Genomic DNA, 14,452 nt, shown 5'->3' with positions numbered 1-14,452 from the left:
CCGGGTCCAGTCCCTGCTCTCAGCGTGAAACGGCGATGCCCCAGGGCAGCGTGCCCACGGGGATGCGCGTGAGGACCTGACCCGTCGCGGGGTCGATGACGGAGACGTCGTTGGAGGGGCCGTTGGCGGTGTAGAGCCGCTTGCCGTCCGGCGTGATGCCCACGCCCCAGGGGCGCTCGCCCACGTCCTGCACGGTGCGCAGCACCTTCCAGTCCGCCACGTCGATGACGGCCAGCGCCTTGCCGCGCCCGGTGGTGACGTACAGCGTGCGGCCGTCCGGGGACACCACCGCGCCCATGGGCTTCGCGCCTGTCTCCGGGAAGGTCAGCGTGCCCTTGGACTGGTGCGTATTCGCGTCCACGCGGGTGACGGTGCGGCCCTGCTCCGCGGTGACGAAGGCCCACGCGCCGTCCGGCGTGAAGGCCACCGCGCGCGGACGGCCGCCCACGGGGATGCGCGCCACCACCGCCTGCGTGCCGGTGTCGATGACGTAGACGTGGTGGTCCTCCTCGCTGGTGACCCAGGCGAAGCGGCCGTCCGGGCGCAGCGTGACGCCCTCGGGCTCTCCGCCCACGGGCACCGCGTGCGTCACCTTGCCGGTGGCCACGTCCACCACGGACGCTCGCGCGGCGTCCTCGTTGGAGACGTAGAGGCGCTGGCCGTCCGGGGACACGTCGAAGGACTCGGGGTCGTCCCCGCTCTCCAGCACCCGCAGCACCTGGCGCGTCCTCGTGTCCACCAGCGCGATGCCGTCCGCGGTCCGGTCCGGCGGGGGCAGGGTGTCCTCGTCCACGCCCGGGGGCGCCCGCATGGAGCCGCTCACCGCCACGTAGAGCCGCTGGCCGTCCGCGGACAGGCGCAGGCCCCGGGGCCGCTTGCCCACGGGGATGGTGGCGATGACGCGGTTCGTGGACGCGTCGATGACGGAGAGGTCGTCGGAGCCCTCGTTGCTCACGTACACGAGCGGTCCAGGCGCCTGCGAACAGCCCCGCGAACCACAGGCCGTGGAGACGAGCAGCGCCAGGGCGAGGACACGGAAGCGGTGGGGAGCGGAAGCCATGGGCCGGGCTCTACCCGAAGCGAGGGGAGCCCCGAAACACGAACGGCGGTGAAGCGACCGGAAGGCCACTCCACCGCCGCCGTTCACGGCCGGAAGGCCGTGGGGACGACTACGCCGGGGACGCGCCACCGGCGGCGGCGGCGGGGCCCTGGTACTGCGCGTCGCCGAAGCCGAGGATGGCGTAGAAGACCGGGCCGAGCAGCGCCAGGCCGATGCCGAAGCCCACGCCCTTGCCGAAGGACTTCGCCATGTCGATGCCGATGATGAACAGCGCGATGATGTTCACGCACGGCAGGATGGCCAGCACCACCCACCACGCCGGGCGGCCGACAATCTTGGTCATCACGTAGATGTTGTAGAAGGGCACGATGGCCGCCCACCCGGGCTCGCCCGCCTTGGCGAACGTCTTCCACAGGCCCGCGACGATCAGGCCGATGAAGGCCAGGTAGAAGATCCAGAACAGCGGACCCGGGCCCGCCGACTGCTGCTCCTGCATCTGCTGCATCATCTCAAGCTGCTGCTGATCCATGACTTCCCCCTCGGAAGTAGTGTGGGCCTCCGCCCCGGTGGGCGGGTCCACGTTCACTCCCGAACAAACGCGAAGTCGGGGGGTGAATGCAAATTCCTTCACCTCCCGAGGGGGTTCGGCTCAGGCCTTCAGCGTCTCCGGCACCTGCCAGTCCGGCTTCAGCCGCTGGATGACCTTCACGAAATTCTCCTTGTCCTGGGCTTTCTCCAGGGCGGCTTCCGGGACGATGACGTCGTCCTTCACCAGCCGCTCCAGGTGCATGTCCAGGGTCTGCATGCCCTGGCTCTGGCCGGCCTGCATCTTGGAGGCGATCTGAAACACCTTGCCCTCGCGGATCATCGCGGCGATGGCGGGACCGCCCACCAGGATTTCGAGCGCGGCGACGCGGCCCTTGCCGTCCGCGGTCTTGATGAGCTGCTGGGCGACGATGCCGGCCAGGGACTCCGCGAGCATGCCGCGCACCTGGCCCTGCTCGTCCGCGGGGAAGGCGTTGATGATGCGGTCGATGGTGGCGGGGGCGCTGTTGGTGTGCACCGTGGCGAAGACGAGCACGCCGAAGCTGGCCAGCTGGAGCGCCAGCTTCATGGTCTCGTTGGTGCGAAGCTCGCCGATGAGGATGACGTTGGGGTCCTCGCGGCCGGCGGAGCGGATGGCGGTGGCGAAGCTGGAGGCGTGCGGGCCCACCTCGCGGTGGGTGACCTGGGCCTTGAGCGATTCGTGCACGAACTCCACCGGATCCTCGATGGTGAGCACGTGCGACGCGCGCGTCTTGTTGATGTGGTTGATCATCCCCGCGAGCGTCGTGGACTTGCCTGAGCCCGTGGGGCCCGTCACCAGCACCAGGCCGCTGCGGCGGTCCGCCAGCTTGCGCACCACCTCCGGCGTCTTCAGGTCCTCCAGCGTCAGCACCTTGCTGGGGATGGTGCGGAACACCGCGCCAATGCCGGTCATCTTGTAGAAGTAGTTCGCGCGGAAGCGGGCCTTGGTGCCGTAGCCGTAGGCGAAGTCCAGGTCCAGCTCCTCGGTGATCTGCCGCTTCTGTTCGGGCGAGCAGATTTCAAAGAGCAGCGACTCCAGCTCCTCGGAGGTGAGGGGCTCGTCTCGTAATGGCACGAGCTCGCCGCGGATGCGGCCCAGGGGCGGGTAGCCCACGCCCAGGTGCAGGTCGCTGCCCTTCCTGTCCAGCAGCACGTCGAACCAGGTCGCGATGCGAGGGGTGTCCGTCATGTCAGGCGCCCTTCTTGCCAAGCAGTGAGCCCACCTTGGACAGCATCCGCGCGCCCTCCTGGGCGGAGGCTGGCGGGGACACGGTGGGAGCGGCGCCGGGCCTCCTGCCCGTCACCATGGCCTCGATTTCGTCCGGGTTCTCCGCGAAGCCCTTCACGGTCTCCAGCGTCGCCTTGCCGGAGCGCGCCAGGTCCGAGAGCGAGTCCTCGAAGCGGATGATGCCCAGCGACTTGCCGCGCTGCTGGAGGGAGGGGATTTGATACGTCTTGTTGTCGCGGATGAGGTTGCCCAGGGCCACGGAGCCGGTGAGCACCTCGGCGGCGGCGACCATGGACTTGCCGTCCGCGCTGGGCATCAGCCGCTGGCTGACGATGAGGCGCAGGCCGCTGGAGAGCGACAGCCGCACCTGCTGCTGGTCTCCCGGCGGGAAGAGGTCGATGAGCCGGTCGATGGTCTTCGCCGCGCTGGGCGTGTTCATGGTGCTGATGAGCAGGTGGCCCGTCTCGCTGGCGGCGAGCGCCATGCGCACCGTCTCCGTGTCGCGCAACTCGCCCACGACGATGACGTCCGGGTCCTCGCGGAGGCTGCCCTTGAGGGCGCTGGCGAAGGTGCGCGTGTTGGTGCCCACCTCGCGCTGGCTGATGAGGGCGCGCTTGCGCGGGTGCACGTACTCCACCGGATCCTCCACGGTGAGCACGTGGTGCGTCGTCTCGCGGTTGATGATGTCCACCAGCGCCGCGAGGGTGCTCGTCTTGCCGTGGCCGGACGGGCCGGTGAGCACGATGAGGCCCTGGTGGTGGTGCGTGGCCTTGGCGATGTCCGCGGGCAGGCCCAGCGACTCCAGGGTGGGGATCTCCCGGGCGATGAGGCGGAAGGTGCCCTTGAGGCCCGTGCGCTGGCGGCCCACGTTGACGCGGAAGCGGCCGGTGTCCTCGGAGTCCAGCGCGAAGTCCACGCTGCCGTCCTTCTCCAGCACGTGCCGCAGCCGCTCCGGGATGATGGGCAGCAGCAGCCGCTCCACCGTCTCCGGTGACAGCGGCGTGTCCTGGGGCAGCAGCTCCCCGGCGATGCGCAGCAGCGGAGGCCGTCCCGCCACCAGGTGCAGGTCGCTGGCGAGCATGCTGCGCGCCTGCTCCAGCAGCACGGTCAGGTCGCGGCCCGGAGCGGAGGTCGTGCGCGAGATGGGGATGACCCGCGCGGGGGGATTCGGGTGGGCGGCCGGATGGGCCGCCGCGCCCGCGTGGGCAGCAGCACCCGCGTGGGTAGCAGCACCGGCGTGAGCAGCAACACCGGCGTGGGCAGCACCCGAGTATCCGGCCGCGCCCGCACCGCCGTACGCGGAAGCCGCGCCCGTTTGGGGCGATGCGACCGCGGCGCCGGGAACACCCCGCGCGGCGGCGCCTGCCGAGGCCATGCCTCCCGCCTGGCCCGTACGGGCCGCATCCACGGCGCTGAACCCACCGGGCTGCGCGGCTCGCGCGGCCGTCTCCACCGTGGACGTCCGAGCGGGCGCGGGCGCGGCCACCGCCGGCACTCCCGCGTAGGGCGTGCGCGTGGGCGCGGCAGCCGCCGCTGCGGGAGCCGCCGCCGCTGGAGCCGCGGCCTGCGCCGCACCCTCCGCGCCTCGCGTGAGGCGCACGTTCATCAGCTCGCCCCGGCGCACCGCCGCGATGGAGATGGAACCCAGGCCGGTGGCGTTCACCGTCCACTGCACCGGCGTCTCCGACACCGTGGACGCCCGCGCCATGCCCACCATCGCCTGGAGGGCCTTCACGAGATCATCGGTGGAGAGGGCGCCGGGATCGACGGGCTCGTAGCCGGTGGCGCCGCGCGCCATCGGAGGACGGCCGCTGGCCAGGGCCAGCTCGGTGATTCCGGGACGCGACAGATGACGCAGCAGCTCTGCGAGCGGTTTCATTCAGGGGGAGGCCCCACCGCTGCCGTGCGTCAGGCCCGGCGGGGTGGAAACTCCGCCGAGGATAGTCGACCGCCGCGTCCCAGGTCATCCTGGGGGCATGTCCCCCAACGCACGACGGGAGCGGCCGTGTGAGGGCCCCTCCCGTCGGGTACAGCCGGTTCGTTTGGGGTGCGGCGGACTACAGCTCGCGAGACATCAGGAGCCGCAGCTTGCCGGACTTCTTGGAGACCACCGTGGCCACCGTGGTGAAGCCCGCCTTGCGGTAGAAGCCCACCGCGGGCGCGTTCGCCGGATCCACGCGCAGGGCGATGGTCTTGCGGTACATGTCGCGCGCCGCGTCCAGCGCCTTGTCGAGCAGCTTCTCGCCCACACCCTGGCGCCGCAGCTCCGGCTTCACCACGATGTTGCGCAGGTAGGCCGCGCCCGGCACCGGGCCGTCGCGCTCCACCGTCACGTAGCCCACCACCTGGTTCTGGATCCGCGCCACGTGGAGAAAGGGCTTGAGCTGGGTGAGGGCCTTGAGGCTCTCCTCCTGGCTCTCCCCCCGCCCCTTCCAGGGCTCGGAGTTGGCGCGAAGGGCCGACACCGTGGTGAGGTCCTCGTCGGTGGGCGGACCGAATTTGACCCCGTTCACCAGATCATTGGGGAGCGTCGCTCCATCCAGCACCGGCGTGGGGGCCGCCACCTCGACGCCAGGGTCCACCTGCTTCATCGTCATCGCCTTGCTCCTCCGTCGCGTCCGCGATCCTAACCGGTCCCCCCGTACCCATGCACGCGATCATTCCGCGCGCATTGTCCTGTTTTCAGTGTGGGGAGACGTCCTCCTCCCAGGCGGGAAGCAGGAACCTCTTGAAACGTCGCGCGCGGGAGCGTCATTCCGGGAAGGCGCGTCCCGCCCCGCCGTCTGGACTGCGAGCGGCCTTCCGCGCGGGACGTGAGGCCATTATAAAACCCCTGTCCGGGTCCCCCTCGGTCCGAGCTCTGCCCCTTGCAACTCAACCACGCCCAGCGCGAGCTGACGCTCAAGATCGTCTATTACGGCCCCGGGTTGAGCGGGAAGACGACGAACTTGCGCAAGCTGCACGCGCGAGCGCGGCCGGACGTGCGAGGGCGCCTCCTGTCGGTGGACACCCACGACGACCGGACGCTCTTCTTCGACCTGCTGCCCGTCTTCTTCTCCACCTCCACGGGCTTCAAGGTGAAGGTGAAGCTCTTCACCGTGCCCGGTCAGGTCATCCACAACGCCACGCGGCGGGTGGTGCTCCAGGGCGCGGACGCGGTGGTCTTCATCGCGGACAGCCGCCGCAACGCGGCCCAGGAGAACAACAACTACTGGCGCAACCTGCAGGAGAACCTGCGCGAGATGGAGCTGGACCCCACGCAGGTGCCGGTGGTCATCCAGTTCAACAAGCGCGACCTGCCGGACAGCCTGACGGACGCGGAGCTGGCGGAGGTGCAGCGCCGGGGCAGTCAGCCGGTGGTGGGCTCCGTCGCCGTGCGAGGCGAGGGCGTGGTGGAGACCTTCCACGCCGTGGTGCAGACGGCCTGGCGTGCGCTGGAGGGCCGCGCGCAGCTGTCGCGCAACGTGGGCCTCAGCGAAGAGGAGTTCCTGGGGCAGATCTTCCGTCACATCGACCTGAGCGGCACGGAGCTGGAGGGGCGCTACGGGCCCGGCTCCATTCCCGGCGGCAGGGAGAGCGGGAGGGCGCCATGAGCGGAGCGCCAGGCGGAGGACCCCGGAACACCGCGAGCGCGCCCCGGCGCGAGTCCGCGCTCCAGCGGCGCCTGTCGCTGGGGGACCTGCTGGACCTGCCGTCCTTCACGGAGGTGGTGAAGGGCTTCAGCGACCTGTACCGCGTGGGCATCAAGGTGCTGGACACGCGCGGCAACAAGCTGGCGGACGTGAAGGTGGGCCACGGCGACTTCTGCGCCTACGTCTTCTCCTTCCCGGATGGCCGCCACGCGTGCACCGCCATGGTGGGCCGGGTGAAGGACGGCCCCGTGCTGCCGGAGGCCGGCGGGCGCGTGGCGGACGGCGACGTGTCCGAGGCCGCGGGCCTCATCGCGCTCACCTGCTTCACCGGCCTGCGCTACGTGGTGATGCCGGTGCGCTGGGACGGCGACCTGCTGGGCCGGGTCATCCTGGGGCCCTTCACGCCGGAGGAGCTGACGGACTTCCCGGAGACGCTCACCGGCATCCAGGGGCTGGACCTGGAGCGCGCGCAGGAGCTGTTGGGCCGCGTGCGCCGCGTACCCGAGCGCACCGCCGCACAGGTGCTGGGCCACTTCGGCCAGGTGCTGGGCGCGCTCGTCGCCAGCGGGCAGAAGGCGTACCTGGCCACGCACCTGCATCTGGAGTCCACGCTGGAGGTGCACCGCGAGCTGGAGGCGCAGAACGCGCGGCTGCTCCAGGCGAACGCGCGGCTCAAGGAGCTGGACCGGCTGAAGTCCACCTTCCTGGGCACGGTGAGCCACGAGCTGCGCACGCCGCTCGCGTCCATCCTCGGGTACTCGGAGATGATGGCGGAGGGGCTGGCGGGGCCGCTCAACCCGGAGCAGCTCCAGTACGTGCGCACCATCGTGGAGAAGGGCGAGACGCTCCTCTCGATGATCTCCTCGCTGCTGGACCTGAGCCAGATTGAAGCGGGCCGCCTGCGCCTGTCCATGGCGCCGGTGGACCCCGGCTACGTCATCCAGACGGCGGTCTCCAGCGTGCTGCCGCAGGCGCAGCGCAAGGGCCTGGAGCTGGAGGTGCGGCTGCCGCACACGCCGCAGCCCAGGCTGGCGGGGGATTTGGACAAGCTGCGCCAGGTGGTGGTGAACCTGCTGGCCAACGCGGTGAAGTTCACGCCCGCGGGCGGCCGGGTGAAGGTGACGCTGTCGGACGCGGCGATGCAGCAGGAGCTGGGCGTGCCCGGCTACCGCATCAGCGTGGAGGACACCGGCGTGGGCATCCGCGCCGAGGAGTTCGAGCGCATCTTCCAGAGCTTCTACCAGGTGGACGGCAGCTCCACGCGCGAGTTCGGCGGCGCGGGGCTGGGCCTGGCCATCGTGAAGAGCCTGGTGGAGGGCCACGGCGGCCGGGTGCGCGTGGAGAGCGAGTTCGGCCACGGCTCGCGCTTCATCGTCCAGCTGCCGCTGCACCCGCCCATGCAGGACCGGGGACTGAGCGCCGCGCCGCCCATGCCGGAGCCGGACCGCTTCTAGTGCTCGGGGTCGTGGGGCTTGAGGAGCCCCGGCCCTCCCGGACCATTCGGAAGGAACGTGGGCAGGCGCGTCTGCACGAGCGCGCCCGCGAGCCCCAGCAGCATCACGACGCCCAGCGCCCGGCCCAGGCGCAGCGTGAGCGAGCGCTGCTCGGACACGCGCGCCACGAGGATGAAGTTGATGGCGGCGCTGGCCAGTGACGCGATGATGGCGCCCACCCCGGCCGTCGTGGGGGAGATGGTGCCGTTGGCGCACAGCGACGCGGCGGACGCCACCGCGGACGCGCTGGACACCAGCCCGCCCAGCGCGCTCACCGCGTAGAAGCCCCAGCGGCCCAGCAGCGTCTGGCCCACGGTGCCCACGACCTGGAGCGCCAGGAAGATGAGGCCGAACTTCAGCGCGGACGGCAGCGAGAAGGGCGACTTGAGGGGCAGGGCGGGCGGCTCGGCGCCGGGCGCGACCTCCGTGCGCGAGCGCATCAGCGCCAGGCCCGTGCTGGACAGGAGGATGAGGACCAGCGGGATGGCGGAGTCCACCAGCGCCCGGAAGGAGAGCAGTCCCAGCAAGACGGCATTGCGCAGCGCCATGGCGGCGGTGGCCAGCATCACGCCCCGGTAGGCCACGTCGAGCAGGCGCCCGGACGTCTCGCGCACGCGGTTGGCCAGCTCCGCCACGGTGACGGTGCTGTTGACGAGCCCGCCCAGGAACCCGGTGACCTCCACGCCGTGCGTGCCGAACACCTTCCACAGCAGGTAGTTCACGAAGCCGATGGCCGCGATGAGGATGACCGTCACCCACGCGGCGCGCGGCTCGATGAGGCCCCACGGGTCCACCGGCTGCGAGGGCAGCACCGGGTAGATGGCGAAGGCGAGGATGGCCAGGAGGATGGCGCTTCTCAGCTCCTCGGCGGTGATTTTATGGCTGAAGGTGGCCAGCCGCTCCTTCCACGCGAGCAGGCCCGCCGTCGTCACGCCCACGGCCGCGGGCGTCACGGTATGGCCCAGGCCGCAGAGCACGCCGGTGAAGCCCGTGACGAGCAGCGCGGCGGACGTGGTCAGCTCCGCGCCGCCGTTGGCGCGCAGGGACTGCCAGTTGAGGAAGCACAGCAGCACGCCCAGCAGCGCGAGGCTGAGCAGGGCGAAGTTCGGGCCCAGGAGGCCGCCCATGCCGCCCAGGAGCGCCGCGAAGCCGAACGTGCGCAGGCCGGCCTCCTTGCCCCGCCACTCGCGCTCCAGCCCGACGAACAGGCCCACCGCGAGCGCGAGCGTCAGCCGCATCAGCGTCTGCAGCGGCGGCCAGGAGACGACGGGGGGAAGCCCTTCCATCATGGTGAAACCCTCTCTCGGACCGTCATGCTCGCCTGTCGCGCGGACGTCAACGCCGCATCCCGTCACGCGGGCTCGCGTCAGGTGAGGGCGCGAGGGCCTTCCGGGGCGGGGCCGCCGCCGCTGACGACGTGCAGCCGCTCCCAGCCTCGTCGCGCGAGCAGCTGGTGCAGCTTGGGCCGCAGCGCCGCCTGCAGCGCCTTCGCCCCGGCCTCGTCCTTCAGCGACAGCGCGGGCAGCGACCAGCGCTCGCGCACGCGTGCGTCCATGCCTGGGGCCTGACCCGCGACGTCGATGAGGACGTTGTGCGACGCGGGCACGTTCCGGTCGCGCGCGGGCGCGGCGCGCAGGTTCGCCTCGCGCATCAGCGCCGCCACCGCCAGCGGCGGCCCGTCATCCAGGCCGGAGCCCGGAGGCGGCGACACCACCGCGCGGGCCCGGTCCGGGTGCGCCAGCGTGTTGAAGAGGGCGGCGGCCAGGTGCGCGGGCCCTGCCTCCGCGCACTCGAAGACGACCGTCTCCACGGCCGTGGCCACGGGCCGGGGCGTGCCGCCGAGCAGCCACCGGAAGAGGAACACCGCCAGCGCCGCGCCCAGCAGCTGCGCCGCGATGAAGGACTCCACCTCCCACGGGCTCATCACGCCCATGTGGGCACTGGCCGCGCGCGCCAGCACCAGCGCCGGGTTCGCCAGCGAGCGCGAGTCCGTGAACCACACCGTCGCGGCCACGTACCCCGCGATGGCCAGCGGCATCGCCGACGGACGCGTGCGCACGCAGCCCCGCACCACCACCAGCAGCCCGAACGTCGCCACCATCTCCGTGAGGAACCGGGCCCCGTCCGCCGCGGGCAGCTTCGAGGTGAGCAGCAGCGGTTCGTTGCACATGCGGTGCGCGACGAGCCGCCCCACCAGGCTGCCGGACAGCTGCGCCAGCGCGTACAGCGGCACCTCGCGCCAGGGCGTCCGGTCCCCCAGCGCGTCCGCGAAGGTGAGCGCGGGGTTCAGGTGCGCGCCCGACAGCGGCCGGAGCACCCACAGGAGGCACGCCAGCACCGCGCCGCATGACAGGGACATGAAGAGGCGTCCCTCGGTGGCGCTCGCGCCCAGGTGCTCCGCGACGTGGTGCGACCCCTCCAGCGCCACCACCAGCAGCGCGCACCCCAGCGCTTCCGTCACCAGCCGGCGGCGCAGGTCCATGGGTGTGACGGAGGAGGGCACTCCCTTGTCCTATGCCTGCACCGTCCGACACCGTCAACGCAATGGGGCCCGCTCCCGCCCGCCGGTTCGCTGGTCAGCATTGCGTCACCGGGCGCGAGCGTGGTCTCTCTCGCCCTCCATGCCCGGCGAGTTCGACCTCATCCAACGCTTCCTTGCCTGCTTCCCGCGCGCGCGGGTGCCGGTGGGGCCGGGGGACGATTGCGCCGTGCTCGCACCCATGAAGGGCGCGCTGTGCGTCACCACCGACGCCGTGGTGGAGGACGTGCACTTCACCCGCGCCACGTTCTCCGCCGCCGACATCGGCCACAAGGCGCTCGCGGTGAACCTGTCGGACCTGGCCGCCATGGGCGCCACGCCGCGCTGGTTCGTCTGCGCGCTCGCGCTGCCTGGGGACTTCCCGGTCCGCGAGCTGTCCGCGCTGGGCCGGGGCATGGCCGCGCTCGCGAAGGAGCACCGCATCATGCTCGTGGGCGGCAACTTCACCTCCGCGCGCGAGGTGTCCGTCACCCTCACCGTCACCGGGGAGCTGTCCCGGCCGCCCCTCACCCGCGCGGGCGGCAGGCCCGGGGACGGGCTCTATGTCTCCGGCACGCTGGGCGACGCGCGCCTGGGCCTCCAGCACCTCCAGGCCGGGGTCCGCCGGGGCGCGGCCGTGAAGCGCCAGCGCCGCCCCCAGCCCCGCATCGCCCTGGGACAGCTGGCCGCGCGCTTCGCCTCCGCCGGCATGGACGTGTCGGACGGGCTGGCCCAGGACCTGGGGCACCTGTGCGCCGCGTCCCGGGTGGGCGTGGAGCTGGAGCTGGACCGGCTGCCCCTGTCGCCCGCGGTGCGCTCGGCGCTGGGGCCGGAGGGGGCCCTGCGGGGAGGGGAGGACTACGAGCTGCTGCTCGCCGTCCCACCTTCACGCATGCAGGCGTTCGAGCGGGCGTGTGCTCGCGCCGGGCAGCAGGTGACGCGCATCGGCGCGCTCACCCGGGAGAGGGCGTTGCGGGTTCGCGACGCAGGGGGGCGCCTTCTGACCCCGCCCGCGGGATTCGATCACTTCGCCCGGTCAGGCAGGCAGATCCAGCCGGATGATTGACCCGTACCGGAGAGCAAGGCTAAACCCCAGGGCTGTTTTCCGCCCCTCCCGCTGAAAGCACTCCGTGCGCCGCCCCCTTCGCGACGACCCCTCCTCTGGCCTCACCCCCCGACGCGAGCCGGTGCAGCGACTGCTGCGCGCCGTCGAGGGCCCCAAGGTGGTCCGCGAGCAGTCCCTGCACCGGAAGATCACCACCGGCTACATCCTCCTGGGCCTGCTGCTGGGCACGTGGCTGCTCTGCACGGAGAGCCTCTTCGACGCGTCCTGGGGCCGCTGGGCCTTCATCATCCGCGTGGGCGTGGGCGTGCTCCTCACCTTCGGCGGCGCGGCGTACCTGCCGTCCCTGCTGGCGCGCGTCACCCGCGTGAAGGTGCTCAGCCGCTCCGCCTTCGAAATCTCCCAGGGAGATTTGTCCAAGCCCGTGGCCGCGGAGGTGCACAGCACCCGCGATGAAATCGACGAGCTGACGGGCGCCATCTCCCGCATGCAGGAGAACCTGCGCGAGCTGGTGGGCAAGATTCAGGACACCGCCAAGAGCGTGGCGGACACCGCCATCGACCTTCAGCGCAGCGCGGAGAACGTCAACGGGTCCACGGAGGAAGTGGGCTCGTCGATGGAGAAGATCGCCAGCGGCGCGGAGACCCAGTCCCAGCTGGTGTCCCAGGCTTCCAAGGTCATCACGGAGATGGCCGGCAGCATCCAGCGCACGGCGGCGAGCGCGCTGGACGCGGCCCGCACGTCCGCGGAGACCAGCAGCAGCGCGGAGGACGGCTCCAAGGCGGCGCGGCTCGCGGGCGACAAGGTGAAGAAGGTCTTCAACCGCATCGAGTCCGCCAGCCAGCAGGTGTTCGCCTTCGGCGAGAAGACGCAGGAGATTTCGAAGATCGTCGACGCCATCACCCAGGTGGCGCAGCAGACGAACCTCCTGGCCCTCAACGCCACCATCGAGGCGGCGCGCGCGGGCGAGTACGGCCGCGGCTTCGCGGTGGTGGCGGATGAGGTGCGCAAGCTGGCGGAGAGCGCGGGCCGCTCCGCGGAGCAGATTTCGCGCCTGGCGCGCGACATCTCCGGCCAGTCCACCTCCGTCGTGAGCGCCATGAAGGAAGGCATCGCGGAGCTGGCGGAGGGCCGTGAGGACCTCACCGACATCATGCGCTCCATGGGGGCCATCACCGACACCGCGCGCAAGGGCGCGGAGAAGGTGACGCTCATCTCCGACAGCACCCGCGAGCAGATGAAGGGCAGCGAGGAGATGGTGAAGGCCATCGAGGAGATCAAGCTCGTGGCGAAGAACAACGCCAGCTCCACGGAGGCCATCCAGGCCGTCATCCAGGAGCAGACGGCCGCGGTGTCGCGGATGACGTCGCTGGCGAGCGAGCTGACCAACCTCTCCGTGGAGCTGCAGAGCGTGGTGCGCAGCTTCCGCCTGGGGCCCTGAGCGCCCCCGTCCGTCCCCCCCGCTGTAAGCCGCCTTCCGGTACAAGGGCCTTCTTCCGTGCGGCACGTCATCTTCCGGGTCGAGAAGGAACGCTACGGGTTGCCCTTGTCGGCCGTCCGGGAGGTCGTCGTGCCCCCGGAGCGCTACACGCGGGTGCCCCGCGCCCCGCCCGCCATCACCGGCGTGATGAACCTGCGCGGCCGGGTGGTGACGGTGGTGGAGCTGCGGCAGCTCCTGCACCTGCCAGAAGGTCCCACCCCCCTGTGCCGTGTCGTGCTACTGGACCGGGGTCGCAGGGATTTGGGCCTCCTGGTGACGGATGTGGATGGCATCGAGGCGGTGGAGCGCGTGAGCGCGGCCCCGGGCAAGGTCATGCCCGCGGTTCGCGGCGTTGCCCGCCTGGGCGGTCTGGGAGTGACCGTGCTGGATCCGGAAGGACTTGATGCGGCGGTCGTTGCCTTGTTCACTCCCTCCAAGTGAGTAGCCCCCCGGAAACGGCCGGTGATAGGGTGCGCTCCCTCTAGGCCTGAAACGGAGGCGGAGTTCTTCACATGGCTAAGCGGGTGCTGGTCGTCGACGACGCCATCTTCATGCGCAACATGATCAAGGACATCTTTGCGTCTGGAGGGTTCGAGGTCGTCGGTGAGGCGGCCAACGGCCTGGAGGCCGTGGAGAAGTTCAAGGAGTTGAAGCCGGACCTCACGACGATGGACATCGTGATGCCCTTCAAGAGCGGCATCGAAGCGACGCGGGAAATCATCAAGGCCGACAGCAGCGCGGTCGTCATCATGTGCTCGGCGCTCGGACAGGAGAGCCTGGTGATGGAGGCCATCGAGGCGGGTGCCTCGGACTTCATCGTCAAGCCGTTCCGGGCGGAGGACGTGCTGGCGGTCGTGAAGAAGGTGCTGGGCGAGGCCTGAAGCGGCGCGAAAGGGGGCCGCGCCCGCCCGGGTCGCGGTCCCGTCCGCCTGAAGGAGGTGCCGGCTCATGACGATGGACATGTCCCGGTACCTGGGCCTCTTCATCTCGGAGGCCACCGAGCACTTGGAGGCGCTCGGGCGGGACCTCGTGGCGCTGGAGCGCGAGGCCACCGCCAGCACCGTGGACTCGATGTTCCGGCACGCCCACTCGGTGAAGGGCATGGCGTCGTCCATGGGCTTCGAGCCCATCGCGATGCTGGCGCACCGGGTGGAGGACCTGGTGGACGCGGTGCGGCAGGACCGCAAGCTCCTGGACCGGGACCTGGTGGACCTGCTGCTCAACGCCGCGGACACGCTCACGGCCCAGGTGCGCGCCGTCGCGGCCAACCGCGAACCGGAGCAGGCCGAAGGGCTGCTCAAGCAGCTGGGCACCCGCGTGGAGTCTCTCACCGGCCATGCCCCCGCCGCGACCCGCGTGGCCCACGTCACCGTGCTCAAGTCCTCGACGCCCGGAGACGGCGGAGAGGGGT

The 14,452-nt window shown here is 71.2% G+C and carries 14 protein-coding genes; 7 read left to right on the top strand and 7 right to left on the bottom strand.

Annotated elements, in window-relative coordinates; translation table 11 throughout:
• Positions 1-19: 19 nt before the first annotated feature.
• From D7W79_RS07770 to D7W79_RS07750, 5 genes are all read right to left on the bottom strand, one after another.
• The gene (locus D7W79_RS07770; protein ID WP_120524701.1) at positions 20-1,060 is read right to left on the bottom strand and encodes a beta-propeller fold lactonase family protein; all 1,041 of its coding nucleotides are present in this window, start codon (positions 1,058-1,060) and stop codon (positions 20-22) included.
• Between the two features lie 109 nt (positions 1,061-1,169).
• Positions 1,170-1,589 carry a DUF5684 domain-containing protein gene (locus D7W79_RS07765; RefSeq protein WP_120524700.1) on the bottom strand — a complete coding sequence of 140 codons (420 nt, stop codon included), beginning with the start codon at positions 1,587-1,589 and terminating at the stop codon, positions 1,170-1,172.
• Positions 1,590-1,709: 120 nt separating this feature from the next.
• The gene (locus tag D7W79_RS07760; protein ID WP_120524699.1) at positions 1,710-2,816 is read right to left on the bottom strand and encodes a type IV pilus twitching motility protein PilT; all 1,107 of its coding nucleotides are present in this window, start codon (positions 2,814-2,816) and stop codon (positions 1,710-1,712) included.
• A gap of 1 nt (position 2,817) precedes the next feature.
• Entirely contained in the window at positions 2,818-4,653 is a 1,836-nt protein-coding gene (locus D7W79_RS07755; protein ID WP_120524698.1) for a type IV pilus twitching motility protein PilT, read from the bottom strand.
• A 259-nt stretch (positions 4,654-4,912) separates the two neighbouring features.
• Positions 4,913-5,452: a GNAT family N-acetyltransferase gene (locus tag D7W79_RS07750; protein WP_120524697.1), complete on the bottom strand. Its 540-nt coding sequence runs from the start codon at positions 5,450-5,452 to the stop codon at positions 4,913-4,915.
• A gap of 270 nt (positions 5,453-5,722) precedes the next feature.
• Between D7W79_RS07750 and D7W79_RS07745 the strand changes: the two genes are divergently transcribed.
• Both D7W79_RS07745 and D7W79_RS07740 read left to right on the top strand, forming a co-directional pair.
• Positions 5,723-6,448: a GTP-binding protein gene (locus tag D7W79_RS07745; RefSeq protein WP_120524696.1), complete on the top strand. Its 726-nt coding sequence runs from the start codon at positions 5,723-5,725 to the stop codon at positions 6,446-6,448.
• Complete coding sequence (locus D7W79_RS07740) at positions 6,445-7,941, top strand: ATP-binding protein (RefSeq protein WP_120524695.1); 1,497 nt, start codon at positions 6,445-6,447, stop codon at positions 7,939-7,941. Before D7W79_RS07745 ends, D7W79_RS07740 begins: the two co-directional genes overlap by 4 nt.
• Here D7W79_RS07740 and D7W79_RS07735 read toward each other — a convergent pair.
• Together D7W79_RS07735 and D7W79_RS07730 are read right to left on the bottom strand one after the other, a co-directional pair.
• Positions 7,938-9,269 (bottom strand): MgtC/SapB family protein, encoded by a 1,332-nt coding sequence (locus tag D7W79_RS07735; protein ID WP_120524694.1) that lies wholly within the window; start codon positions 9,267-9,269, stop codon positions 7,938-7,940. The genes D7W79_RS07740 and D7W79_RS07735 overlap by 4 nt on opposite strands.
• 77 nt (positions 9,270-9,346) lie before the next feature.
• On the bottom strand, positions 9,347-10,462 hold the full coding sequence (locus D7W79_RS07730; protein WP_120524693.1) for an aquaporin: 1,116 nt from the start codon (positions 10,460-10,462) through the stop codon (positions 9,347-9,349).
• 139 nt (positions 10,463-10,601) lie between these two features.
• Between D7W79_RS07730 and thiL the strand changes: the two genes are divergently transcribed.
• The 5 genes from thiL to D7W79_RS07705 form a co-directional block, all read left to right on the top strand.
• On the top strand, positions 10,602-11,564 hold the full coding sequence (thiL, locus tag D7W79_RS07725; RefSeq protein WP_120524692.1) for a thiamine-phosphate kinase: 963 nt from the start codon (positions 10,602-10,604) through the stop codon (positions 11,562-11,564).
• A 64-nt stretch (positions 11,565-11,628) separates the two neighbouring features.
• Positions 11,629-13,002, top strand: coding sequence for a methyl-accepting chemotaxis protein (locus tag D7W79_RS07720; protein ID WP_120524691.1), 1,374 nt, complete (start codon positions 11,629-11,631; stop codon positions 13,000-13,002).
• 57 nt (positions 13,003-13,059) lie between these two features.
• Positions 13,060-13,482 (top strand): chemotaxis protein CheW, encoded by a 423-nt coding sequence (locus D7W79_RS07715; RefSeq protein WP_120524690.1) that lies wholly within the window; start codon positions 13,060-13,062, stop codon positions 13,480-13,482.
• Positions 13,483-13,553: 71 nt separating this feature from the next.
• A complete protein-coding gene (locus tag D7W79_RS07710; RefSeq protein WP_014400067.1) occupies positions 13,554-13,922 on the top strand; it encodes a response regulator in 369 nt (122 codons plus the stop codon).
• Between the two features lie 67 nt (positions 13,923-13,989).
• Positions 13,990-14,452, top strand: a 463-nt coding sequence (locus D7W79_RS07705) for an Hpt domain-containing protein (RefSeq protein WP_208729663.1), incomplete at its 3' end; no start/stop codon positions are given.

Origin of the sequence: Corallococcus exercitus (genome assembly GCF_003611585.1) — a bacterium.
Taxonomy (GTDB): Bacteria; Myxococcota; Myxococcia; order Myxococcales; family Myxococcaceae; genus Corallococcus; species Corallococcus exercitus.
This window is presented reverse-complemented; position numbering and strand designations above follow the sequence as displayed.